26 protein-coding genes and 1 pseudogene are annotated in these 24,404 nt (G+C 52.3%); 12 read left to right on the top strand and 15 right to left on the bottom strand.

The window, feature by feature from the left end; translation table 11 throughout:
* Positions 1 to 10: 10 nt before the first annotated feature.
* The 6 genes from hpxO to NYE85_RS16395 form a co-directional block, all read right to left on the bottom strand.
* Positions 11 to 1,168, bottom strand: a complete 1,158-nt coding sequence (gene hpxO, locus NYE85_RS16420) for an FAD-dependent urate hydroxylase HpxO (RefSeq protein ID WP_259005797.1) — start codon at positions 1,166 to 1,168, stop codon at positions 11 to 13.
* 251 nt (positions 1,169 to 1,419) lie between these two features.
* Complete coding sequence (locus NYE85_RS16415; protein WP_259005796.1) at positions 1,420 to 1,953, bottom strand: SRPBCC family protein; 534 nt, start codon at positions 1,951 to 1,953, stop codon at positions 1,420 to 1,422.
* A 3-nt stretch (positions 1,954 to 1,956) separates the two neighbouring features.
* Positions 1,957 to 2,304, bottom strand: a complete 348-nt coding sequence (locus NYE85_RS16410; protein WP_259005794.1) for a helix-turn-helix transcriptional regulator — start codon at positions 2,302 to 2,304, stop codon at positions 1,957 to 1,959.
* A 179-nt stretch (positions 2,305 to 2,483) separates the two neighbouring features.
* Positions 2,484 to 3,245 carry a hypothetical protein gene (locus NYE85_RS16405; protein ID WP_259005793.1) on the bottom strand — a complete coding sequence of 254 codons (762 nt, stop codon included), beginning with the start codon at positions 3,243 to 3,245 and terminating at the stop codon, positions 2,484 to 2,486.
* A 19-nt stretch (positions 3,246 to 3,264) separates the two neighbouring features.
* Positions 3,265 to 3,462: a hypothetical protein gene (locus tag NYE85_RS16400; RefSeq protein WP_259005791.1), complete on the bottom strand. Its 198-nt coding sequence runs from the start codon at positions 3,460 to 3,462 to the stop codon at positions 3,265 to 3,267.
* A 98-nt stretch (positions 3,463 to 3,560) separates the two neighbouring features.
* Positions 3,561 to 3,713, bottom strand: coding sequence for a general stress protein (locus NYE85_RS16395; protein WP_004963140.1), 153 nt, complete (start codon positions 3,711 to 3,713; stop codon positions 3,561 to 3,563).
* Positions 3,714 to 4,081: 368 nt separating this feature from the next.
* Between NYE85_RS16395 and yghX the strand changes: the two genes are divergently transcribed.
* Positions 4,082 to 4,969, top strand: a complete 888-nt coding sequence (yghX, locus tag NYE85_RS16390; protein ID WP_259005790.1) for a YghX family hydrolase — start codon at positions 4,082 to 4,084, stop codon at positions 4,967 to 4,969.
* 31 nt (positions 4,970 to 5,000) lie between these two features.
* Here yghX and NYE85_RS16385 read toward each other — a convergent pair whose 3' ends face one another.
* Positions 5,001 to 5,402, bottom strand: a complete 402-nt coding sequence (locus NYE85_RS16385; RefSeq protein WP_259005789.1) for a RidA family protein — start codon at positions 5,400 to 5,402, stop codon at positions 5,001 to 5,003.
* A gap of 142 nt (positions 5,403 to 5,544) precedes the next feature.
* On the opposite strand from NYE85_RS16385, the gene NYE85_RS16380 reads away from it, so the two are divergent.
* The 5 genes from NYE85_RS16380 (at position 5,545) to NYE85_RS16365 (ending at position 9,114) form a co-directional block, all read left to right on the top strand.
* Positions 5,545 to 6,135 (top strand): TetR/AcrR family transcriptional regulator, encoded by a 591-nt coding sequence (locus NYE85_RS16380; RefSeq protein ID WP_259005788.1) that lies wholly within the window; start codon positions 5,545 to 5,547, stop codon positions 6,133 to 6,135.
* Between the two features lie 213 nt (positions 6,136 to 6,348).
* Positions 6,349 to 6,423 (top strand): NUDIX domain-containing protein, encoded by a 75-nt coding sequence (locus NYE85_RS22820; RefSeq protein ID WP_405050691.1) that lies wholly within the window; start codon positions 6,349 to 6,351, stop codon positions 6,421 to 6,423.
* Between the two features lie 211 nt (positions 6,424 to 6,634).
* Positions 6,635 to 6,982 (top strand): MerR family transcriptional regulator, encoded by a 348-nt coding sequence (locus NYE85_RS16375; protein WP_259005787.1) that lies wholly within the window; start codon positions 6,635 to 6,637, stop codon positions 6,980 to 6,982.
* Between the two features lie 31 nt (positions 6,983 to 7,013).
* Positions 7,014 to 7,766, top strand: coding sequence for a glucose 1-dehydrogenase (locus NYE85_RS16370; protein ID WP_259005786.1), 753 nt, complete (start codon positions 7,014 to 7,016; stop codon positions 7,764 to 7,766).
* 142 nt (positions 7,767 to 7,908) lie between these two features.
* Positions 7,909 to 9,114 carry an NAD(P)/FAD-dependent oxidoreductase gene (locus NYE85_RS16365; RefSeq protein ID WP_259005785.1) on the top strand — a complete coding sequence of 402 codons (1,206 nt, stop codon included), beginning with the start codon at positions 7,909 to 7,911 and terminating at the stop codon, positions 9,112 to 9,114.
* A 35-nt stretch (positions 9,115 to 9,149) separates the two neighbouring features.
* On the opposite strand, the gene NYE85_RS16360 is transcribed toward NYE85_RS16365, so the two are convergent.
* Positions 9,150 to 10,049 (bottom strand): AraC family transcriptional regulator, encoded by a 900-nt coding sequence (locus NYE85_RS16360; RefSeq protein WP_259005784.1) that lies wholly within the window; start codon positions 10,047 to 10,049, stop codon positions 9,150 to 9,152.
* 84 nt (positions 10,050 to 10,133) lie between these two features.
* Between NYE85_RS16360 and NYE85_RS16355 the strand changes: the two genes are divergently transcribed.
* Positions 10,134 to 11,075, top strand: coding sequence for an MBL fold metallo-hydrolase (locus NYE85_RS16355; RefSeq protein ID WP_259005783.1), 942 nt, complete (start codon positions 10,134 to 10,136; stop codon positions 11,073 to 11,075).
* Positions 11,076 to 11,175: 100 nt separating this feature from the next.
* Here NYE85_RS16355 and NYE85_RS22815 read toward each other — a convergent pair.
* Both NYE85_RS22815 and NYE85_RS16350 read right to left on the bottom strand, forming a co-directional pair.
* A pseudogene (locus tag NYE85_RS22815) lies at positions 11,176 to 11,275 on the bottom strand (IS5/IS1182 family transposase); the annotation flags it as partial.
* Positions 11,272 to 12,171 (bottom strand): LysR family transcriptional regulator, encoded by a 900-nt coding sequence (locus NYE85_RS16350; RefSeq protein ID WP_259005782.1) that lies wholly within the window; start codon positions 12,169 to 12,171, stop codon positions 11,272 to 11,274. The pseudogene NYE85_RS22815 and the gene NYE85_RS16350, both read right to left, overlap by 4 nt.
* Before the next feature lie 137 nt (positions 12,172 to 12,308).
* On the opposite strand from NYE85_RS16350, the gene NYE85_RS16345 reads away from it, so the two are divergent.
* From NYE85_RS16345 to NYE85_RS16340, 3 genes are all read left to right on the top strand, one after another.
* Positions 12,309 to 13,232, top strand: coding sequence for an alpha/beta hydrolase (locus tag NYE85_RS16345; protein WP_259005781.1), 924 nt, complete (start codon positions 12,309 to 12,311; stop codon positions 13,230 to 13,232).
* 279 nt (positions 13,233 to 13,511) lie between these two features.
* Positions 13,512 to 13,703, top strand: coding sequence for a GNAT family N-acetyltransferase (locus NYE85_RS22810; protein ID WP_405050690.1), 192 nt, complete (start codon positions 13,512 to 13,514; stop codon positions 13,701 to 13,703).
* 179 nt (positions 13,704 to 13,882) lie between these two features.
* Positions 13,883 to 16,117 carry a KAP family NTPase gene (locus tag NYE85_RS16340; RefSeq protein WP_259005780.1) on the top strand — a complete coding sequence of 745 codons (2,235 nt, stop codon included), beginning with the start codon at positions 13,883 to 13,885 and terminating at the stop codon, positions 16,115 to 16,117.
* A gap of 317 nt (positions 16,118 to 16,434) precedes the next feature.
* On the opposite strand, the gene NYE85_RS16335 is transcribed toward NYE85_RS16340, so the two are convergent.
* On the bottom strand, positions 16,435 to 16,836 hold the full coding sequence (locus NYE85_RS16335; RefSeq protein WP_259005779.1) for an integrase: 402 nt from the start codon (positions 16,834 to 16,836) through the stop codon (positions 16,435 to 16,437).
* 856 nt (positions 16,837 to 17,692) lie between these two features.
* On the opposite strand from NYE85_RS16335, the gene NYE85_RS16330 reads away from it, so the two are divergent.
* On the top strand, positions 17,693 to 17,956 hold the full coding sequence (locus tag NYE85_RS16330) for a hypothetical protein (protein ID WP_259005778.1): 264 nt from the start codon (positions 17,693 to 17,695) through the stop codon (positions 17,954 to 17,956).
* Positions 17,889 to 18,758 (top strand): hypothetical protein, encoded by an 870-nt coding sequence (locus tag NYE85_RS16325; RefSeq protein ID WP_259005777.1) that lies wholly within the window; start codon positions 17,889 to 17,891, stop codon positions 18,756 to 18,758. Before NYE85_RS16330 ends, NYE85_RS16325 begins: the two co-directional genes overlap by 68 nt.
* 416 nt (positions 18,759 to 19,174) lie before the next feature.
* Here NYE85_RS16325 and NYE85_RS16315 read toward each other — a convergent pair whose 3' ends face one another.
* The 4 genes from NYE85_RS16315 to NYE85_RS16300 all read right to left on the bottom strand — a co-directional run bounded on the left by NYE85_RS16315 (position 19,175) and on the right by NYE85_RS16300 (position 24,370).
* On the bottom strand, positions 19,175 to 21,166 hold the full coding sequence (locus NYE85_RS16315) for a hydantoinase B/oxoprolinase family protein (RefSeq protein ID WP_259005776.1): 1,992 nt from the start codon (positions 21,164 to 21,166) through the stop codon (positions 19,175 to 19,177).
* Entirely contained in the window at positions 21,156 to 23,216 is a 2,061-nt protein-coding gene (locus NYE85_RS16310; protein ID WP_259005775.1) for a hydantoinase/oxoprolinase family protein, read from the bottom strand. The genes NYE85_RS16315 and NYE85_RS16310 overlap by 11 nt, the downstream gene beginning before the upstream one ends.
* Entirely contained in the window at positions 23,213 to 23,680 is a 468-nt protein-coding gene (locus NYE85_RS16305; RefSeq protein WP_259005774.1) for a GNAT family N-acetyltransferase, read from the bottom strand. The genes NYE85_RS16310 and NYE85_RS16305 overlap by 4 nt, the downstream gene beginning before the upstream one ends.
* A 183-nt stretch (positions 23,681 to 23,863) precedes the next feature.
* Positions 23,864 to 24,370, bottom strand: a complete 507-nt coding sequence (locus NYE85_RS16300; RefSeq protein ID WP_259005773.1) for an Lrp/AsnC family transcriptional regulator — start codon at positions 24,368 to 24,370, stop codon at positions 23,864 to 23,866.
* Positions 24,371 to 24,404: the final 34 nt, after the last annotated feature.

The following is a 24,404-nucleotide window of genomic DNA, read 5'->3' as shown; positions in this document are numbered from 1 at the left end:
GCCGCGTCGGTTATGCCAGCGGCCCGCCGAGAATGGTTTCTTTCATGCCTGACAGGATGCGGTCGCCGGTTTCGGTTTTTAGCTCTTCGTACCAATCGTGGGTGACGGCCATTTCTTTACCGTGGGTGACGTCGCAGCGTTTGCGGGCTTTCAACACCAGATCCCTGACGCGGTAGCTGCGTTTTTCCTGATAACGCAGCAGCGCATCTTCCACGCCAAGCGAGTTGGTTTGCAGCGCAATTGCCAGCACCACCGCGTCTTCCATCGCCGCACAGCCGCCCTGGCCGATGTCCGGTGTGGTGCTGTGGCCGGCATCGCCCAATAACGCCACGCGGCCGCGCACCAGGCGTTCAAACGGCTCGATGTCGTGGATCTCGATGCGGTTGGTGGCGGTGGGGTCGATAGCGGCAATCAGTTTTTGCACCGGTTCAGCCCAGCCGCTGAAGTAACGTTGCAGGTCAGCGCGGGCGGTGGTGCGATCTTCCGGCAGCCCGATGGGCAGCGGTACATCGAAGAAGAAATAGAAACGGTTGCCCGAGACCGGCATCAGTGACACGCGTTTGCCTTCGCCGACGAAGGTGGTCCATTGATTGGCTGGGGCAATCGTTTCGTCAATGGTAACCAGTCCGTTCCAATTGACGTAGCCGGCATAACGACGTTCAACCTGGTGACCCAGCACGTAGGGCCGAATAACCGAATGGGTGCCGTCGGCGGCGATCAGGAAGTCACCTTGTGCCTGCGAACCGTCCTCAAACCAGGCGCTGACGCCGTCAGGCGTTTCTTCCACGCCGCTGACCCGTTTACCGAACTGCACGCGATGGTCACCGTAGGTGGCCAGCAGCATCGCCTGCAATTCGGCACGCGCTACCGGATAGGGCCGTTCGCCAACGCTGGCGACCAGAGGATCGAGGCTAAAGCGCGTGAGCGTCTGGCCGTGCAGATACTCCTGATACGCCATGTACTGCATCGGACCGCCAAGCTGGCGTAGCGGTTCTTTCATGCCGAGGTAATTAAGGCATTTTACGCCGTTCGGCCAGATGGAAATGGCGGCGCCGACCGGCTTGATTTGCTTGACCGCTTCAAACACCTCGGCGTCGATGCCAATGCGTTTTAGTGCAATGGCGGTGCACAAGCCGCCGATACCACCACCAATAATGATTGCTTTCATCGTATGCTTCTCCTGTCGTGATAAAGAGGAAAAGCAATTTCCGTACCAATCAATGCGGTTGGCGATAGCTGTCATATGGGGCTGGCTGGCTGATATTTGCGTGTCAAGGCTCAGCGCCACTGCAACCAAACGGTGCACGGGCTGCACCATGGCAGGTAACCGCGCGGATAGGCAAGGGAAGGTCAGTGCGATGTTGAAAGGGGCTGGGGGATGCGACAAGGGTGTTGCGGATAGCCCTCGTCGCGGCCTCGTTACAGTCTGGCGCGATACTCCTCCTGCACCCGTGCCAGCGTGGCCCAGAACGGACGTGGCGGCTGGTGGTTGAGGCGATCGACCAGAATATCCAGATGCGTATGCCAGCCACCGGCAACGCTGAGCATTTGCTCGCGATTGGCCAGGCGGCGGTGGGTGACGGTGAGCAAGACGTCGCTACCTTGCTCGGACAGTTCAAACGTGACCTCGGAAGGACGGTCTTTATCTTCCTCGGCCCAGGTGAAGCTCAGCACCCGTGGCGGAAACAGGCAGGTAATATGGCCAGGGTTGGTAACGCTGCCACTGTATTGTCGGAACTCCGGCGGCGCCGGTTCACTGGCCCCGGCCAACTGACCATTGTTGAATAGCAACGCCAGCGGCGCTCCGACTTCCAGCGTCATTTCTCCGGCCGCCAGCCAGGTGGCGCGTTTGTCGGACTCGGTCAAATAGGCCCAGACGCGTTCTATCGGGCCGGGCAGCAGGCGCTGGATGCGCAAGGTGCCCGTTTCAATAACCATGCCATAATCGTTCATGCTTCACTCCTCGGGAGGGGGCGGTTCTGGCTGACGCAATGCCTGCTCCAACGCGTCGAGCCGATCGGCCCAGAAATGTTCATAGGTTTGCAGCCATCGCATGGCCTGCGCCATCGGCTCGGGGGCGAGCCGGCAAATATGGTTTCTTCCTTGCACGGTTCGCTGCACCAGGCCCGCCTGTTCCAGGGCTTTGATGTGCTTGGAGGCGCCAGAAAATGACATGTCAAACGGCGCGGCCAGCTCGCCGATGCTGTGTTCGCCCGTTGCCAGCGTATGCAGAATGGTTCGCCGCGTCGGGTCGGACAGCGCATGAAAAATGGCGTCCAACTGAGAGGAAGATAATTTAACCATATGGTTGAATATAGAACGGAGTGGGTAATATTCAACCATTTCGTTTAATAAATTACCGAGGCTGTGATGGCACTGGCAAAAACAACCACCACAGGAAGACGCCGGTGGAACAGTTAAGCGGAGGGGAAGAATCCCGTGAAGGCCACGCTGGAAGACGGTTACGCCCCGTAACCGGCAGGCTAGCGGGGCGTATCCAGCACCTTGGACGGTGCGGCTGTTTCACCCAGCATTAACGGGTCAAACAGGGAGAGCGATTCAATCTGATGCAGAAAAATAATCTTGCGAAAGCAGAATACCGAATCCGGCTTGCTGCTCAGATCGATCTCATTACGTTGATAATAGGCGGCATAATTGTTCTCCACGTTGATTTGCAAAGAGTTCTGGTCTCGCTTGCCACTCAGTAGCGGCAGCAGCACCAAATTGTCGGAAGCGGTTGATTCATTCAATGCGGTATAAACCAAACCGATATATATTCGCTGCGATGCCAATGTCACTAAAACCATGCTTCCCTGCTCCATGCTCTGATATAAAATGCCTTCCAGACCATTGGTCTTGGTAAGTTTCTTATACAGGTCTTTACGTTCAGTGGTTTTTAAACGGATATTGGGTGAACGTGAGGTATGCAATAAACATAATAATATGGCCGTGGCCAACATTACCACCACCGGGGTTTTAATTTCCAGAAAACTCCAGTTTAAAAAGTCCGCATGATAATGAAGGTTAAGCGGATGTTGGTTGAGTGCAGCAATCAGGTTGGCGAGTTGAGAGAATATCAACAAAACCAGCCAGATAATAAACACCACGATAATACCCTGCAAGACAAAAATACAGCCATACAGTGCGACCAGAAAGTAAACTTCCCAACCGTAGGTACGTTTTAACTTAAAGCGGGAAGACAGGTCACGAGTGGTATACCAATAGCCGCAGACCAGCAGCACCATAAAGATTGCCGTACCCATATCAATACTGACTCATTTTTTTTACATGTTCTTCAAAAGCCTGCATAAATTTTTCGTTTTCGGTATTGACGAAGGCATTGCCGTTCTCGTCAATCCAGATATGTTCCTCTTTGTCATGTTCACCTCGGCCGGTGATATCGCTAAACAGTGATAGAAATTTTTCCGGGCTGGAAAATAACGCTGTCAAGTAATGTTTCATCATGCCTCCTGAACACTGAGCCAGGCTGCGATCTTGAGATCACAGCCTGTGGCGATATTAATTAATGCGCCTAGCCATTAATCAACAATGTTTAATGGTTAGTGCTTACCGCCTTTACGGCCTGCTTCAGAGGCACGCTCTGGGTCGTTTTTAAAATTACCTCCACTTTCGCGGCCACCTTTTTTGCCCGCTTCAGAAGCGCGTTGTCTATCTTCGGCAAAATTACCTGAGCCACCACGATGTTCAGCCATAATTTCCTCCTACAGATAAATTAATATGACAGTAAGGTTATTGCCACCGGCGGTAACAATATTTACCTCACGCTTTTAACCTTAGTAAATATTGCCATTGCTGCAAGCCTAATTTGTCGTGATAAATTCACTTTCACGCTTATTCATATTTTCTGATATTTATTTAATTTGTTATTAACATATGACTAGTTTTTTTAACAAAAATGGCGAGCGGGGCGGCTCAGCGATGAATGCGGCCAGACGGCAATCTCTCTGCATTGCCGCCGTTGGCAGCGTGACTGCCTTTTGTTGTCGCCGGTACGCTTTTTATCGAAGTTGTCGCTAGGATTAATACAGTTTGTGCCTAATCACCTTGAGGAAAACAGCCAATGTCTCGTCTCACTGCCAAAGATTTTCCACCGGAATTACTCGAGCTGTACGACTACTACGCGCACGGTACCATTTCGCGCCGCGAGTTTCTCGAACGCGCCGCAAAATACGCGGTTGGCGGCGTGACGGCGATGATGCTGTTGAACTCGCTTAGCCCGAATTACGCGCTGGCACAGCAGGTGGCAACCAGCGATCCACAGATTAACGCCGGTTACATAACCTATCCTTCACCAAACGGCCATGGCGAGGTGCGAGCCTACCAGGTCACGCCGAGCGCGGCGAGTGGGCCGTTACCGGCTATTGTGGTGGCGCATGAGAATCGTGGTTTGAATCCTTATATCGAGGATGTGGCGCGACGGGTGGCAAAGGCAGGTTATATCGCGCTGGCGCCGGACGGATTGAGCTCGCTTGGCGGCTATCCGGGCGATGACGATAAAGGGCGTGAGTTACAGCAGCAGGTTGATCCGCAAAAGTTGATGAACGACTTTTTTGCGGCAATAGAGTTTCTAATGAAAAACGAGGCGGTTAACGGCAAGGTGGGCATCACCGGTTTTTGTTACGGTGGTGGCGTAGCCAATGCCGCCGCGGTGGCTTATCCGGAGCTGGCGGCAGCGGTACCGTTTTATGGCCGTCAACCCAAGGCCGATGATGTGCCACGCATCAAGGCTCCGCTACTTATTCATTATGCCGACCTGGATACCCGTATCAATGAAGGCTGGCCAGCTTATAAAGCAGCCTTGAAGGCCAATGACAAGGTGTATCAAGCCTATGTCTATCCAGGGGTAAACCACGGATTTCACAACGACACCACGCCGCGTTATGACGAGGCTGCGGCTAATCTGGCCTGGGCGCGAACGCTCGCGTGGTTCAAACGTTATCTTTCCTGATGAGCGCCAGGCCAGAGCAGCCGATAGGGCATTAATGGGGTGACGCGGGGATTCTGGCTATTACCTTAATTTCGAAATCAAAGCCTGCCAGCCAGTTCACGCCGATTGCCGTCCAGTTGGGATAGGGGGCTTGTGGGAAGGTTTCACTTTTCACCGCCATAATGGTGGCGAACTGATTTTCCGGATCGGTGTGAAAACTGGTTATATCAATGATGTCATCAAGGCGACAGCCTGCCGCAGCGAGAACCGCGCGCAGGTTGTCGAAAGCGAGTCTGACCTGGCGTTCAAAGTCTGGCTCTGGCGAACCGTCTACCCGGCTGCCGACTTGTCCGGAAACAAACAGCAAATCGCCGGAGCGGATGGCTGCCGAATAGCCGTGTTGTTGATATAGAGCGTGCCGATTGGCGGGAAAAACGGCTTCGCGTTGGGTCATGTTCTTATCCTCTCATCATATGGATTTCGCTAGGACTACACAGGTGGCGGTATAATTTCATATACTCTCCGTATGTAAACTAATCACACATACGGTGCGTATGTCAAATGAGATACGAGACGTATATGAAAAAGGAGCACCAATGGCAGCCAGACGTAGAGCAGAAACCATGGAAGAAAATCGCGTCAAACTGATTGCAGCGGCGCGTAAAGCCTTTGCCATCAACGGATTTGCCGCCGCGTCAATGGACGAATTAACCGCCAGCGTCGGGCTGACCCGCGGGGCGATTTATCATAACTTTGGTGATAAAAAAGGCTTGCTGGCTGCGGTTGTGGCGCAGGTAGACGGCGAAATGGCGGCGCGGGCAAAACAGATGGCCAGCAGTGCCGAGGATGACTGGGGCAAAATGCTGGCCGAAGGCGTCGCGTATATCAAGATGGCGTTAGATCCTGAAATACAACGCATTGTGCTGCTGGACGGCCCGGCGTTTCTTGGCGATCCGTCACGTTGGCCCAGTCAGAATGCCTGCCTGGATGCTACCCGGCAAGCCATCGCGACGATGGCTGCGGACGGTATTCTAAAACCGGTTGATGTCGAAGCGGCGGCCAGACTGCTCAATGGTGCCGCGCTGAATGCCGCGCTGTGGGTCGCGGCCAGTGAAGTACCGGAAGCCACCTTGCCCAAGGCTATCGAGGCATTCCATTATCTGGCGGCGGGATTTAAGGCGGATTAAATAGGTACACAATCCTGGCTGTGGCTGTTTTTTACGCGATGAAATGACGCGTTCTGAGCAAATAGAAGCCAACGAAACGACATGCAGAATTCACCTGGCGCAATCTGGCGATGCTATGCGATCGCGACCGGCAGCCGGGCTGTTTCATTGACTCGACGGGAAAGGGTTGCCGTTTCGGTTTAGGCATCGAACCAGGGCGCAGGCAGGGAGCCGATGCCAGGCGGCGACGTTGAGTCAGTTGAAACAGTCGAGCAAGCAGCAAGCCGAGAACGGCAAGAAGAAACCTAATGAAATGACGTACGTAGCGCAACGCAATTTCACCACGAGTTTATCCTGCGGCGAGCGGCTAAAGGCCGGAGGAGGGTTATCTGGTGCGCATGTTGGTTGGCAAGATCCAATCCCTTTCAGAAACATTTTTTTACACTCATCTCGCGAGCACTGTCTTTACATTGACACTAGTGTCAATGTTGTAGATTAAGTCCACAGCGAGGAAAAGAGCATGCGTCCATCCGATTTGGCAAAAATCACCGGCGTAAGTACCAGGGTGCTGCGTCATTATGAACTTAAAGGGCTGATCGTTTCACGGCGACTGGATAATGGCTACCGCGATTTTGATGCGAAGGAAGTGGAAAAAGTGAGGTGGATAACCTCGTTAATCAAATGCGGATTCAGTACCCGACAAATTGCTGAACTGGAGAAATTTTCTCAGGTCAGCGATATGGATGATGAGCGTTTTATTATGTGTCTGGCCCAGCATCGGGACAAATTACATGCGTTGAATGTGCTGATTGACTTATTGAATGAACGCCGCAATGCCCTCGCTGCACGCATTCTTTCCTGGGAATGAATGGTATCCGTTATCGCAAGTGAGATGATATATGAAACGCTTAGAAAATAAGGTTGCCTTAATTACCGGCGGCAGTAGTGGTATCGGTCTGGCAACCGCAAAATTATTTATTAATGAAGGTGCGAAAGTTGTTATTACCGGTAGAAATGAAGAGGCGCTGAACCAGGCCATGCTTCAGCTTGGTGATGACAATGCCATCGCTATACAGTCAGACGTCAGTGATTTAAATCATCATGATGAACTGTTCTCGGTAATCGAAAAGCGGTACGGCACGCTGGATATTTTATTCGCTAACGCGGGAATTATTTTACTTTCCGATTTCCCCGGGTCAACTGAGCATGATTTTGACCGCCAGTTTGATATCAATGTGAAAGGGACATTCTTTACCGTACAGAAGGCGCTACCGCTGATGTCGCAAGGCGGTTCAATAATCCTGACCTCCTCCATTGCGCACTATAAGGGGCTGGACGGGCACAATATCTATGCCGCGACCAAAGCCGCGCTGCGCTCTTTCGCCCGCAGCTGGACGACAGATCTCAAAGGCAGAGGCATTCGGGTGAACTGTCTGAGCCCAGGCCCTGTCGCCACGCCAATCATCAGCAAAATGGGGGTTTCAGTGGCAGAACGCGAACTGTTTGATATCAAGATGGCAAGCCAGATACCAGCAGGGCGATTAGGCCTGCCGGAAGAAGTCGCCGCCGCCGCGCTTTTCCTTGCGTCCGATGAAAGTAGCTTTATTTCAGGTATCGATCTCAGTGTTGATGGTGGTATGGGGCAGATTTAAAAGGATATTTACTCCACAGACGAAAATAAAATCAAAATCGATTAAATCCTGTCAATTTTGATGAAGCCTTAACTGCGGTATTCCTCTATGTTTATTGCGGTGTTGCACAGAACATTATCCGATGTCTATCACAGGTATCTATATGAACAAACGTATTATTGTTGCTGGGGCTGGTTTTGCAGGTATGTGGGCAGCAATCTCTGCGGCCAGACTGGTGCATTTGAAAAAAGCTGATGATCAGGTTGATATATTCCTTGTGTCACCTGAGCCGAAATTAACAATACGCCCGAGACTGTATGAGGCGATCCTTGAAAGTATGGATCCTTCTATTCTGGAAGTGCTTCAGGCAGCGAATGTGAAATATATACGGGGGCGCGTTATTGATATTGATCCTCAAAATAAAACAATAACGGTCAAAAAGCCTGATGAAGAGGCGCAGGTCAATTTTGACAGCTTTGTGCTGGCTGCGGGAAGTCAGGTCTTCCATCCTGATCTTCAGGGATTAAAAGAATACAGTTTTGATGTCAGCTCGTTGGAAAAAGCCCGGGAGCTTGAGCAACATTTACAGGATCTCGCCAAAGAACCAGATTCGACGGCGAGGAATACCGTTGTGGTTGCCGGGGGAGGGTTAACGGGGCTGGAGACGGTGACGGAAATGCCGGAACGGCTGAAGTCACTGTTCGGCGCAGAATGTAAACCGCAGGTCATTATCGTTGATAATGCGGCCAGAATTGGCCAGGCAATGGGAGAAAAGGCCTGCGAAATTATCAATCAGGCGTTGGCCAGCAGTGGGATCTCGGTGCGTACCGGCGTGAGGGTCTCTGCTATTGAAGCTGGTGGCGTCACGCTTTCTGACGGCGAGTTTATTCCCAGCAAAACCGTCATTTGGACCGCCGGTATGCGCGCCAATCCATTAACCCGTTTCATTCCCGGTGAACACGATTCGCTGGGGCGGGTAATCGGAGATTCCTGCTTACGGGCGCCTGAAGCCAACGGTATTTATGTGACCGGCGATACGGTAAAAGTGCCGACTGACAACGATGGCAATTACAATGTCATGTCCTGCCAGCATGCCATGAGCCTGGGCCGCGTGGCCGGGCACAACGCCGCGGCTGAGCTGCTGGGGCTGCCGCTGCACCCATACAGCCAGCCTAAGTACGTTACCTGCCTCGATCTTGGCAAATGGGGAGCCGTTTATACCGAAGGCTGGGATCATCAGGTGATGTATCAGGGGGCTGAAGCAAAAAAAATCAAGCAGGAAATCAATACCCTGTGGATTTACCCACCGGAACCCGATCGGGATAAAATGTTCGCGGTCGCCAACCCCGACTATATCATCGTGCCGTAACGCTCAACGCCTGCGGTGTAGCGCATCGCGGGCCGCTATTTTGTGACGCTGTGTTTTTTACGCCACTGGCTGGGGGTTAACCCCGTCATTTTTCTGAAGGCGCTGGTAAACGCATTTTGCGAACCGTAACCGCTGTCAAACGCAATTTCAGCCACCTGTTTGTCAGAGGATTGTAACTGTAAAAACGCACGTTCCATTACACGTTGTTTGAGCCAGCCGTAGGGCGTCAGGCCGGTACTGTTTTTAAATGCGCGGCAAAAATGGGCGGATGAAATACCCAGCTCTGCCGCCAAAGCCTGAATAGTGACTTCCCCGACGGGGCGGCTGTCGAGGATTTCCAGTGAGTTTTTCAGCGCGCGTGCAGACAAAACAGTGTTCGACTGCCGAACAGACTTAGTGGCAGATGAGTGGTTTTGCATCAGTTGAAGTATCAGCGCCAGCATTAGGTGTTCGCAAAGTAACTGACCTATCCGGTTGTTATCAGCAAGGGTTTCGTTGATGGCTGAAATGATTTTGGCCGTGGTTTTATCATGATGCGCCGTGCGCAGCAGGAGTTCTCCAGGAGGCGCTTCGGCCTGCAATAACAGCGCGTCAAACGTCTGGTCAGGGATATAAAAATGAATAACATCAACGGTGCCCGCCATATCCCAGCGAGAAGTGCTGCCGAGGGGAATGGTCGAGATTGTGCCTTCTCTGATGGTCTCTTTAACAACCTGCGTTCCCGTTCTTCGTTCAACGCGTTGCATATTTCCGAAATGGGCGATAACGACGTGTTGATCCATCGGGGCAATGGTTTCATGCAGTGGCCCATGCGGCCAACGATAACAGCATCCGGATATGAGATTGCTGCTTTGAACGCTTAATTGTGGCTGGTTTTTCAGGACTCTGGTCATCTCCTTGACGGTATCGTTAAGTGTAATTTCATCATTTTTCATGACAATTTTCGCATGCCGAAACAGAAGGTTTTCAGAGTATAGGTGAATTTTTATACGGCTATATAACTATTTTCCGGAGATATTATGGAATCGTCTAAATCCGCTGTTGCTCCAATGAGTCCCGATTATCGCGCACAGGCCGCTGAACCTGCGCCCGAATTCGTCCCGTCGCGTTACCCTCTGAAGATTGGTGATATTGATGTCATCGTCGTCAGCGATGGGGTGCTGTCGCTGCCGGGGCAGATGCTCGGTCATAATGCCGATCCGGCCATCAGAACAGCCTGGTTTGAGGATAAGTTTCTACCGTCCGATGAACTGGAGTGGGCGCTGAATGTGATTGTGGTGAAAAGTGGCCAGCAAACCCTTCTGATCGATGCCGGCATGGGGGCGGCCTTTCCTGATTTGCCACGCGCCGGACAGACGGTCCAGCGGCTTGAAGCCGCCGGGATCGATCTTGCCTCTGTCACTGATGTAGTGATCACTCATCTGCATATGGATCATATCGGGGGGCTGCTCATCGACGGCGTGAAGGCTCGTTTGCGCCCAGACCTGCGTATTCACGTGGCAGACGCTGAAGTTAAATTCTGGGAGTCACCCGATTTTTCTCAGGTTTCGATGCCTCCGGGCTTTCCGGATGCGCTTCGGCAAACCGCCTCGCGCTTCTTGCAGGAATACCGTAACCAGCTGCATACCTTTGAGGATCGCTATGAGGTAGCGCCGGGCGTTCTGGTAACGCGCATTGGAGGCCATACGCCAGGGCACAGCGTGGTGCGTCTGGCCTCACGAGGCGACCGCTTGACCTTTGCTGGCGACGCGGTGTTCCCGGTCGGCTTCGATCATCCTGACTGGTATAACGGCTTCGACCACTATCCTGAAGAGGCAGCGCGGGTGAGGGTTCAACTTTTGCAGGAACTGGCCGCCAATCGGGAATCTCTGGTGGCAACCCACCTCTCATTTCCGTCCGTTTGCCATGTTGCTGTCGACGGTAATGCCTTCCGTTGGGTTCCGGGTCCCTGGGTGTACTAAAAATTGCTATGAAACAGGGCTGGTTTGCCGGGTGCGATATGGAAAATCACCAGCTCGGCGGCTGAGCGCCACCAGGTAAAGAAGGGCGGGCAGCCTGATGCCCGTCTATCGCCAGATGGATTTTGGCCTTAAGAGCCCCCCAGGCCGTTATCTCCGGCGATATCGGGATGTTTTTTGGGGCTTCCGGCAGCGCATGTTAGACAGCCCCATTATACTTCAGCACATCAATTAACAGAGAAAATGCCGAACCCGCATGGCGGCGGTGTGGGTAGTACAGATGATACCCTGGTAAGTCTGGTGTAAATTTCTCCAGAACTCGGGTCAGTTTTTTTTCTTGAATTGCCTGCTGAACCTGGTCATAAGGCAGATACGCGAGGCCATGCCCGTCAATAGCAGCATCGAGGATAAGATCTATCGTATTTAAAAGAAGTTGTCCTACCATGCGGACCCTGACTTCACGGCCTCCTCGTATTAATCTCCAGCGATTTGCGGAACCCGATGAGGGTAGATACAAATTGATTGCCTTATGATCGACTAAATGTGCTACAGATGTTGGTACTCCATGTCGGGATAAATAATCCGGTGCGCCAACAATCGCCATCGGAATATCAGGTCCGATTCGCACAGCAATCATATCCTTATCCATCTCCCCCCCCAGGCGAACTCCGGCATCAAAGCGCTCAGAGACGACATCAGTCAGTCCGTAATCGATAAGGAGCTGCACATTAATGTCAGGGTGAGATTTCAACAGCGTGCGCATTGCGGGCAACAATATGGTCTTTGCGGCATGTTCAACTGTGGTGATGCGTATTGTACCTGAGGGGCGGTCACGCAGATCACCTAATGAGGTCAGAGTCGAGTCTATGTCGTGAAGCATTGGACCAAGGACAGACAAAAGTTGTTCACCAGCTTCCGTCGGTACCACGCTGCGTGTGGTTCGCGTTAAAAGCCGTAACCCTAACCGCTCTTCCGTGCGACGAACTATCTGACTTAACGCTGACTGGGCCATGCCCAGACGGGCAGCAGCCCGGGTGAAACTGCGCTCTTCGGCGACGGCCACGAATGCCATCAGATCTGCTATCTCATCGCGTTTCATCTCTGTGGTTCCACCCAACAATTAATCATTTAAATGATAAGTCCAATCATAATCTTGGGTCTAATCATATTAATAATCAATAGCTATAGTTAGCCCATCAAGCACGACAGATAACCAACAGCCCAATGAGGAACCGGATGATGAACCAGAAAATCAGCTTCACAAACAGCAATATCACGTCAATTTCTTTGTCCGCTGTACTTTATTTCCCACCCGCATTTGATAAAAGCTGCAATTACCCGGCTATTGTGGTTTCTCATCCAGGGGGCGGAGTTAAGGAACAAACCGCCGGAACATATGCCGAAAAGTTGGCAGAAAAAGGGTTTGTGACCGTAGCTTATGATGCGTCTTATCAGGGCGAAAGTGGCGGCGAACCACGCCAGCTGGAAAACCCGTACATCCGTACTGAAGATGTCAGCGCGGTGATTGATTACCTGACCACACTGCCTTATGTCGACACCGCGCGAATTGGTGCGATGGGAATTTGCGCCGGTGCAGGCTATACCGCCAATGCCGCGATTCAGGATCGTCGCATCAAGGCCATCGGAACGGTCAGCGCCGTTAATATCGGTTCAATGTTCCGTAATGGCTGGGAAAACAATGTGAAGTCTATTGATGCACTGCCGTATGTTGAAGCAGGTTCCAGTGCCCGTACCGGTGATATCAGCAGCGGTGAGTATGCCACCATGCCGCTGGCCCCCATGAAGGAGTCTGATGCGCCGAACGAGGAGCTGCGTCAGGCGTGGGAGTATTACCACACCCCGCGCGCGCAGTATGCGACAGCGCCCGGATACGCCACGCTGAGAAGCCTCAACCAGATCATTATCTATGATGCTTATCACATGGCGGAAGTGTACCTGACCCAGCCGGTTCAGATTGTGGCAGGAAGCGAGGCAGGCAGTAAATGGATGAGCGACGATTTGTTCGATCGCGCCTCAAGCCAGGACAAGCGGTACCACATTGTTGAAGGTGCTAACCATATGGATATGTATGACGGTAAAGCATATGTCGCTGAAGCGATTTCTGTATTAGCCCCGTTCTTTGAAGAAACGCTGCAATGAAACATATTGGGTAAAATATCGGTGTTAACCAGCCCGGGGCCGATGGTGACAAGCCGTATTTTATGTAAGTCAATGATGTTATTACACTGGTACTGACCGTAGTACAGCACAGCATTAGAAGGTCCGCTCCTGACTCACAGCGGACCTTCAGCTCAGTCAACAATGTCCGCTGCGTGCCAAGAGCGAACATTATAAGCAGAATAACTGAGCCACGCCATCTCGGTGTTGTCCGATAAATTCTTCCTTACGCATAAGATGGGACTAATTTAAAATTGGCCGATATTTTTTATTTTTGAAAACTATAGGAATTTAGGTGTTGGCACCGAGCTTTTAAAAAAATCCATTGAGTTAGCTGCTTCATTAGGTGTTGAAAAAATCTTTGGCGTTATGGTTGGAGAAAATGAGAGGCTAACAATTTTTTATAAGTCTTTTGGGGTTTCTATTATAGGAAAAACATTGAACTTAACCTAACCCAGCTTTATTCTGAACATCACCTCACTGATTAAGAACAAACTGGAGTTAGTAGCTTTAGAATAATTTAGATGAATAGCGATTTCCGCTGATTTTCATGACTGATTTTTCCCTTTGACAGGGCTTAGAAAGAATATCATTGAGAGTTATTTTATAAAATTTCACGGGAATTTATGAATATGAATGATAAACAGGCCGCTAACCCCATGATTTTGGACAAGTCGGTTAGCCACCCTGATCAAGACCGCTATGGTTTTCGCCATGTTGCACAACAACTGGCCCATTCTGTCAGGGGGATTGGACGGCATGGCAGTGCCGTTATTGGTATCGAGGGGGCATGGGGTTCAGGAAAAACCAGTTTACTCAATCTACTTAGATCAGAACTGGAAGATGGGCGCGAAAATAATACGTTTGTGCTAACCATTTCTCCCTGGCTTGATGGGGCTAGTAACAGTCCCGTTGAATCTCTTCTAATTCCTGTAGCCGCTATCATTGCCGGTGAAGAAGAAAAACGTCTTTCCGCTACACAGCGTCGCCGCCTGAAAGCCAAAAAGGGGCTGACGGAAACTGCCGGAACCATTCTGCGATATACACAGGCGACTGCCCGGCATTTGGCCCCAGCAGCCGAAATAGCCGCGATAATCCCCGGGATGCCTAATGCAGGCGGGGCGCTGAAAGCCTTATCGGAAGCCAGCCTTACAGGAAAAAGAAAAACCACCGCAGAGTTGCGAACTGAAATTGCGGAGAAAATTGTTGCTCTCAACCTAAGCTTCATTGTGTTGCTGGATGACCTGGATCGTCTGGAGCCAGCCCAGGCGGTCGAAGTAATCCGCTTGGTTAAATCAGTCGCCGATTTTCCGCACTTCCGTTATCTACTGTGCTATGACAAGGCCGTATTGGCCCAGGCCATCAAAAATGGGCTCGGGGTGGCTGACGGAGAGTTATATCTGCAGAAAATCGTGCAGATTTCTTTCAGCCTGCCGCGCCCTGAATCTTTCGATCTCCGTCGGGAGTTTTTGTCAGGTGCTGTCCAATTATACGAAACCGTCAATAATTCGGCTCCGGATGAAGGCATAATAAGCGACCTGGTCAGGGTGACGGATATCTACGGCGCCAGCCTGAAAACGCCCCGTGAAGTACAACTGGCCCTCAACGGACTGACCTTCCGATACCGTGGAATACGTGACTATACTTATCTGCCCGATTTGTGCTTCCTGTTGCTACTCCATACGACCCATACCGCACTTTATAACTGGACAGAAGAATACCTAACTGAGCGGTCCGTAGTTGAGTCCGGGGACGGTAGTGTCAGTGAAGAGGAGCAAAAGGCGCTAGTACAAACTCTCGGGGAATGTCTTTCACAATTCAGGTCTTCTGAAGCGAAGTCAGCTAGCTCAATTCGCTACTTTATTCCGGGTATTTCGGGATATAAGGCCGAAAATCTGACATTGTTCGGACAGACTCCAGATGATGAAAAGGCTGAAATGACAGCAAATCGTCGTCTGGGAAGTGGAGCATACTGGCGATATTACTTTGCCTTTTCGTCTCCACAGAATATCCTGCCGCCAGCTTACTTCGATGACCTATTCGATAAAGCCGGCAACCAAGAAATGCATTCTGCTCTGACTAAAGAGTTACTAGAGAAAATCAGCAGCAATGGCGTATCTTCCCGCACCTGGTTTGAACATATTCTGAGCCAACTGACATGGCCGATGATAAACAGACATACTGCTGCCGAATGTACTGGTTTGCTGACATTCTTTTTCAGTGAGGGGGATCAGATAATCGCGAGTTACCAGCGGAGGAATCGCTGGTTTTCCCGGTATGATCTTGATTTAAATAAAGTAGCTGATCGACTTTTAAGAAGGATGCTAATTGTTGACCGTCCGAAGTCTATGGAAACTCTGCTTTCGCTGACAATTAAAGGTACATCTTGGGTCTGGATAGCAAACTACATTCGCGATTTGCTGTGGCAGAATGGGTTGGTCGGGAACCGGGTAGTTCCGGAGCACGAGCGGGTGCTGACGGATGTAGAGCTGAACGATGTTCGTAATCATTTTTGCGAACGCATTATTAATGACGGTGAACTAAAATCCCAGCTACCGGAAGAACGTGCGTTGGGCGGGTTTATCTGGGCTTGGCACGATATTGCAGGTCTTGAGTCACTGAAAGCTTGGATCGTACAACACTGTGCCAATGATGAAGCGTTTTTGGCGTTAATACTTAGTCTGCGATCCCACATTATATCCAGCTCGAGGGGACACTATTTGGCACTAAAAGTAAGTGATATAGCTCATCTGTTTGGAGGCGAGGAGGTACTCCTTGGAAGACTCGAGTGTATCGAGTCAAAAGGACTATTTTCTAACCAGACAGGAGAGATCAGGGGCGCTATCACTCTCAGTAAATCATTCTGAAGTTACCGCATAGCCGCCCCTGAGCGAGCTGTACTATTGTGTATCTTGCTGGCATGTAGTTTGCCGATGGTATTCGAACTGAATTGCTGACCAACATGCTGATGAGGCGTTTTGTGAAAGAGGGGATATATGTACAATAATTTACCGGCTCTGATCGATAGTATTCTGTGGGATGAGCAGTTGCTGGCTGGAGACTATACTCAGTTGAGTGAGTCAGTCTTTCACGACACCATTACTGCCTATCTAGCAGCTGTCGACTCAATGCGCGGTGAATGGCACCCTAAGGATATAACATTGCTACATTGTATGCACGCAGTCTAAACGTACGCGGCCTCGAACGCATCGGTAACAGCAACCGATTTATAAGCATTGGTTGTCCGACTTGCTGTAACTGACAGAGGTAAAGCTATTACACCAGGGGGCGTGGAGCGTCCAGATTCCAGGTAGTGAAAAAATGCTGTCATTTCTTCAATGGCAATCTGTGGATTGTGCATGGATACATTGAAACTGTGGCAAAACGTCACACTGTGTTTCTGCAACCAGAACTCATAGAAAAACTTGATAGCCTGGAGTGATGCTGACTGGGTTGATAACGAACGAAAGCCAAGATGATCAACGCAGTAACGCAATGGATAGAGAAGAGGCAAGCAGGTTACCATATCCATTAACATCCACTGGCGTCGGTGACCAGGCACATCGAGCTGGGTAAGTGAGAACATGAATGATCAGTCCTGACAACATAACAAACATGAACCAAAGTCTACTATGAACATAACAACAAAAACGCGAGCATCATCATAAAAGGTAACTGTCTGATTTATAGCAGTGGTAGAGGTACTCATGAAGTTATTTATCAATGTAGGCTATTTAACATAATATACATTATGCGCACCTAGGTAACGGTACATGGAATCTGGCTAACTGGCGCGGTCATTCTAAACAAAGTTACTTTACGCTTCCCCATGAAAATGCCGCTCCCATAGAGATTTGTCAATGCAGCTATAAGAGCGCGTTCTTTATCATCAGTCATCAGTTGTTTTTACTCAATAAAGGCCCAGCGCGTTTCATACATGTGAAAAGCAAAATCTGCGGGCACTCTCTGGGCATGATAATCCCACAATCCCACAATCCCACAATCCCACAAAACCATATCTAACCAGGATATGTCACCCGTTTGAAGCTCGCCGGCTTAACCAAGGGATTAACCAGGAGCATTTCAAATATAAAAATGGACACCGATGCAGGATACTGTTTTTCTGTTAAAATGCTTAGTCAGCAGCGCCCACGCATCTCCTCAATGATTTCCCCTTCACCAAATTTATTTTTAAATACTTTTACGATTTGGATGTCGATGGCTTTTTGTTAACATTGCAATGTTTATTATTCACTGCGAGATAGCGTATGTGGTCATAAAACTCAAGGCTGCACCACGAGCTATGCATTTACCTTAGCGTCAGTTGTCAGTCGGCACTTTTAGCGTCACGCCGGTCACGCGTTCCGCTTAGCCACTGGTTGCCCGGCAGTAGCACAACAATAACGATCTTGACGGCCATGCCACGCAGCCGGTTTCGCACTATGGAACCGCGCTTTCAACCAACCTTGAACTTACAGCAAGGTTTTGATAATCAAGCCAATACAGTGAACGACAACGTTAATCTTGCCCATCATGATGGTTCAGGCAATGCTCGCATCGGGCCAATTGAGCATGCCGAATTTGGATTATGTTCTAGTTTTATTATTACGCGCTGTATTCAGCTTTTAAGGAACGAAAATGCGCATTATCGATCTTCAGAAAACCCAGACAAACCTGTGGCGCAAAAATCTGCCTTGGTTGATTGAACACGGCGAAGTAAGCGATAAGCCACACGATTATTATGCTGTTTTCTTTAAGAATGCCGAAAATGCCAGATACAAATTGTCCTCTCTTGCATTGGATGAGAACGGCGACATTGACCGCGTATGCTTATCCTCGCTTTCACAGGGGGAACACATTGAGCTAGAAATTGATACACTTGCGGATATGGCGGCGGAAATCATACATTATAAAAAAGATTTCCAGATTCATTATGCCAGTATCTTCACCTTTGTTCTCGACCGGCGCCTAAAAATAATAACCGTAAAAACATGGTTGGCGCGCCAAAAAGGGAAGTTAACTTCTGGCTTCAACGCAGAGCAAGAGACCATTAGCCGGGACCGCGTCAATCTGCTTAAACTGCTGGTCACGCACTATATTAATCAGCGCCCTTCCCGCACGATCTCAGGATTCCACCTTGAGGAGATCGTCACGTTAGTCTATGGAACGCTTTGGTATAAACATATCAAGAATGAGGCTTATAGTCGGCGTCTCAACCTATTGCTGGAGTCACTCGTGATATCCGGTGATTTAAAAGAGATAAATGCCGCCTATTTCGTCCAGGGACAGGCGATCACCACAATCGTTGAGTTTGAAAAAGAAGAAAAACGCATTACGCAACAACTTAAAATGCACAAAAATATAGTGCGCTTTATGTTTATTATTACTATCGCAACGTTACTGATTATACTTGTGCTTCTGGGGATGGCCGGCATTGTTGATTTGGCCGCAATCTGGCATAAGATACTGGAAATAAAACCGGTAAGGTTTTTGCTTAAATTCATTTAGCGGAGGATAAAGTCCCGGTCAATGTCCTCCTGCGTTCGAACCCTGCGCACTGCCAAACTGGCTCCAGTGCTGCCACTCGCGATCGCCCGTCACCGACCAATCTTTATTGAGATCATGCACTAGGCTCAGCATGATTTGCCGATGCGCTCTCACCGGAGCCGATATGACTCGCGGCCGCTGTTAGGGGGCGCACCCGGCAATTTTCTATGGTTTACGTCCCCCATCATCCCCCATTGTCGCCAATCATCGGCGACGCGGGCGATGATCGATCTGCTGGCTACTGAGGAACAAGCGCTCCGGTTGTCCGTTTGCATGCCTCACGTGGCTGGGCCCGTCGACAGTCATTGCTGCCGCTGGCAGGTTGACCAGGCGCTCAGCCTGCTCGTCAGCATTGGCAATCTCCTGCCTCGGTGATTTCAGCTGACGACAGCTTTTTGCGCCAGCGAAGGGAAGCGCTGCAATAGCCGGCTGAAAATCGTCTCCATTTGTGCCGACAACGGTAAATCGGCACACTCCCCGGCCTGTACGGCGGCAAATACCTGATGTTTCAGAAAATGCCGCCAAACTACCGGCATGTCGGACAGAAATTCCGTCAGCAGTTGATAACGTGCCGGCGTCCAGAGCGCCTCGAATGCCCTTCTTGCCGGGCCGACATCAAAATGTTGTGCGCCCGCATCTGCCATTGCCGCGCGCAGGCGGGTGGTTGTCGGCAGATCGATTTCGCCCTGTTCAATCGCCACACCGTACCGATCGCGCGCCTCCCGTTCGGAAACAAAGCCGCAAATGACGTCGCGCAGCACGGCGGCCGGCGGGCGCTGCTTTGCCGGGCCGTAACCGCCGGCACCGGGGCCTTTTAAACTCACCACGTCGCCCGGCCCACAGTGGATGACATCGGTATTGCCATGCTCGGTGATCTGCCCCGCTGGCGTGGTGGTTCGAAACCACGAGGTCGACCCGGCCTGGCCGCCGGCAGCACCGGCCGATGCGAACACCGAACGGTTGCGGTTGCGCGCTGTGATCACGGTATTGGGGGCGAACACCTCAAACGCCATTTCGGTTGCCAGCCCACCGCGGAATGCCCCGGCACCGGCGCTGTCCGGCACCAGTCGATAACGCAGAAAACGCACGGGTACCTCGGCTTCGCTGATTTCAATCGGCGTGTTCTTCAAAAATGCCGACAGCCCGCCGGAGCCTTCCGGGCCGTCGTGGCGCGGGGTGCCACCGGATCCACCACCGACCGGTCCCAGCGAGGCAACCACGGTACGGTTCTGGCTATCCACGGTACGAATATTGACGATCGAATTGCCGCCCGGCGAATTGGCTGGTAACCGCTGCGGCATGGCCAGTGAAAACGCCCCTAGCGTGGCGATCTGTGCCATCGCGCAGGTTAGCGAGCGCATGCCGACGGCGGCCGGCGCTTCGCAGTTCATAATGGTGCCCGGCGGTAGTACGGCCCGCGTTGCTCGCAACGTACCGGCGTTGAGCAGCAACTGGTTATCCAGCGTGGCGAGTACATAGGTGACCCCCACCAGTGCCAGCGGATGACGTTCGCGCCCGCCGGTGGGCATATTGAGTGACGAAGCCAACTGTGGATCGCTACCGCTGTAATCCAGCTCAAGCGCATCGCCCTTGACCTTCAACGTCACGGCGATGCGACAAGGATATCCCCCCTCGCCGTCTTCATCGGCGTAATCGGCATAAAAATACTCACCGTCCGGGATGGTGGCAATGACCGCCCGTGCCTGACGTTCGGCATAGTCAAGCAACGCCTCCACCCCGTGCAGAAAGTCGGCGATGCCGAAACGTGCGATGATCTGCCGGATTTTGCTTTCGCCGATATTCACCGAGGCAAGCTGTGCCTTGAAGTCGCCCCAGTTCTGTTCGGGGGCACGCACGTTGAGCCGCATGATACGGGCGACCTCCTGATTCAGCTTGCCGCCGCTGACGATTTTCAACGGTGGCAGCCGTAGCCCCTCTTGCACAATCTCCGTCAGTGAGCGCGACAGCGACGCCGGCACCGCGCCGCCAACGTCGGTATTATGAATATGCCCGACCACAAAGCAGGCGATTTCGCCCTGATGGAATACCGGCTTCCAGATGTGAATATCTGGTGAATGCGTAGCCACATTGCCAGCATAGGCGTCGTTGGTGATGCAGATATCTCCCGGCTGGTAGTCATCAATCAGCGCCAGCACAGGGCCATAGTCAATACCGCTGTACCAGGGGGCGCCAAAACTGCGCGGCGACGCGAAAGCCAGACCGCTGCGACTGACAATCTGACAGGAGAAATCCTCGGTTTCTTTGACAAAGGTCGAATGTGCGGTGCGCATCAGGGTAAAGGCCATTGCATCCGCCGCTGCCGCACAGTAGTTGGCCAGAATTTGCAGGTTACGTCCGTCAATTGCCATGATTAACCTCGGTCAGTGGAGTGATAAGCAGATTGCCGAATGAGTCAACGTTGACCTCCATACCCGGCGGTACACAGGTGGTGCAGTCGTCTTGCAGCACAATGGCCGGACCTGCGAACTGATGCCCGGCGCGCAACGTGGCGCGGGACACGGCATCAACCCGCCACCAGCGCCCGTCGATCCAGGCGTCCACCTGGCGCAGCACTTCAACCGGGCCATCGCACGCAGCCAGCGTCATTAGCGCCGGTTTGGGGGTTGGCGAAACGATCACCAGTCGCAGAGCGATAATCTGCACCATCGCCTGTGGATCGTGGTGGCCGAACAGCCGCTGATGCTGGGCGTTAAATGCCGCTTGCAGCGCGGCGATATCCCCCTGTGCCAAGGCATGCTGCTCAAGCGCCACCTCGATTTCGAACGACTGGCCGCGATAGCGCATGTCCGCCGAAAAACTCAGCGTCTGCGCCAGTCCGTCGCCGTATTCCCGCGCCAGCCAGCCCTGTGCCTCACTGCACAACCGATCGGCCTGGCGCGCCAGTTCGGCAGCTATGTCATCGGTAACATCGCAGTACATCGTGCGGATAAAATCATTCTTTACATCGGCCACCAACCCACCGAGTGCGGACAATACCCCCGGCGTTGGCGGCACCACCACGCCTTTCATGTTCAATTCACGCGCCAGGAAACAGCCCATCATCGGTCCGGCACCGCCAAAAGCCAGGAACCAGAACTCGCGCGGATCGATGCCAAAACGCGACAGCAGCCCGCTGGAGTCGCTGTACATGCCGGAAATGGCCAGTGCGATGATATTCTCCGCCGTTTGTTCCTGGGTGATCCCCAATGGATCCGCCAATGCCTGTACCGCCGCGCGGGCGGCTGCTACGTCGACCTGTACCGCGTGGTAACCCAGATCGCCATGGCCGATCAGGCCACAGGCGGCAAAGGCATCTGTGGCGGTGGCTGCCGTTCCCCCGCGCTGAAAGCATACCGGTCCGGGCAGTGAACCGGCGCTGTCAGGGCCAACGTGTAATACCCCTTGCGGGTCGAGCCAGGCGATGGAGCCGCCGCCCTGGCCGACCGAGGTCACGGAAACCGACGGAATATAGATTGGAAACTCGCCGATGATTTCACCGCTGCCATACTCAGGCATGCCGTTGACGATTACCGCCACGTCGGCGCTGGTGCCGCCAATATCCAGACTCAGCAACCGCTCAAAACCGCAGCGCTGTGCAATATAGCTGGCACCGATCACCCCGGAAGCGGTGCCGGACAGCACCATCTGTACGCATTCCGTCTTGGCCTGCGTCATGCTCATCACGCCGCCGTTGGACTTGGCGATACGTGGCGGTACCGTCACGCCCATCTCGCCCAGTGCCTGCTCAAAGGCCTGCAGATAGTCAATCACCTGCGGCTGCACATAGGCATTAATCACCGCAGTGATGGTGCGTTCGTACTCGCGAATAATGGGCCAGATATCAGCCGAACAGCAGACCTGCATATCGGGCGCAATCTCGGCGATGATCCGGCGCACCGCCTGTTCATTGTCGGGGTTACGGTAACTGTGCAGCAGCGAAATCACGATGCCGGCACAACCTGCCGCGATTGCCGCCGCCACCGCCTGCTCTACGCTGTGGCGGTCGGGCGTCACCAGAATGCGGCCATCACTGTCGGTGCGTTCGTTGATGCCGAACACCCGATCGCGAGAAATCAGCGGTGTCGGTCTGCGGGAAAATAAATCATGGATATGCGGGATCTTCAGTCGCGCCAATTCCAGCACGTCACTAAAGCCGTGGGTGGTGAACAGCGCCAGTTTGACGCCCTTGCGCTGGATCACCGCGTTAACTCCCACCGTAGTGCCGTGGGTAAAATAGGCGATCTGCCGGGGATCGATGCCGTCCCGCTGCTGTAATGCCGCCAGTCCGGTGGTAATTTCGCTGCCCGGACTGTCGGGCCGCGACAGCACTTTCAAGGTACGAATGCTGTTGTCACGTTCGTCCAATACCGCAAAATCGGTGAACGAGCCGCCAATATCCACGCCAACACGGTAGCTCATGGCCGTTTCTCCCCGGCTGGGCGGGTATATTCCATCAGCCTTTCCGGCCGTGCTACCGCCTGCCAGCCAGCACGTTGATAGATCTGATGGGCATCATCGGTGGCCAGCAGCCAGCGTTTGACCTGGTGTAGCGCTGGATGCTGCGTCACGCAGGCGGCCAGCCACCCTCCCAGCCCTCGTCCACGGTGAGCGCTATCCACTATCACGTCGCTCAGGTAGGCAAAACGGCAATAGTCGGTGATCAGCCGGCCAAAGCCGACCTGGCGCTGTTGCTGATAAAGACCGAACGGCAGCGAACAAGCCAGCGCCCGCAGGGTGGTTTCTCGCGACTGCCCCTTGGCCCAGTAGCTGTGCTGCGTGAGCTGCCGATGCACCCACTCCACGTCGAGCAACGCGGGATCGGTACTCAGCAGATAATCGTTACGCTGCCAACGGGCAGCGGGCGGAACAAATGGCGAAAGCATGCGAACTCCTGGTTGAATTAACGTGGCATAACTTGAGTTTATGGCGTTAATCAGCCGCAGTTTTCGCAAAATTTCGGCGATAATAGCGTATTTATGGCGAAATTGGCGGGAAAATGAAATTTTGTGCCGAGACAACGGCGAGCCCAGAGGTAGGGTCCTTCACCCCTGGCGCACAATGAACGATCAGTATTCCACCGGGGTATGGCGGGAAATCAGCGAACGCAGCGGAACGCTGCTTTTGATGATCGGCGATTTGATCACGATATAGCTGAAGTACTTGTCGATACCGACCTTGGCGTCCAGCAACTGTTCAATCACTTCCTGATAGTGTTCGATGCTGCGGGTAATAAAGCGCAACAGATAATCGTAACCACCGGTGATCAGGTGGCATTCCATCAGTTCGTCCACTTCGCGGATGGCGTTTTCGAAACGCATAAAATCTTCGCGCCGATGACCGGCCAACGTAACTTCGGTGAACACCGTCACCGAATCGGTGATTTTTGTCAGGTTGATATGCGCTTCGTAGCCGGTGATAAAGCCGGCAGTCTCCAGGCGCTTGACGCGTTGCAGGCAGGGGCTGGGAGAAAGACCCACGGCATCGGCAAGATTGACATTGCTGATGCGGCCGTCTTTTTGCAGCTGTACCAGAATGTTGATGTCAATGCGGTCTAGTTTCATTAAGCCATTCATAACACCCCTCATTGTTACCAAATTGTTATCTGAT

Source organism: Serratia sp. AKBS12 (genome assembly GCF_024793895.1).
GTDB lineage: Bacteria > Pseudomonadota > Gammaproteobacteria > Enterobacterales > Enterobacteriaceae > Serratia_F.
This window is presented reverse-complemented; position numbering and strand designations above follow the sequence as displayed.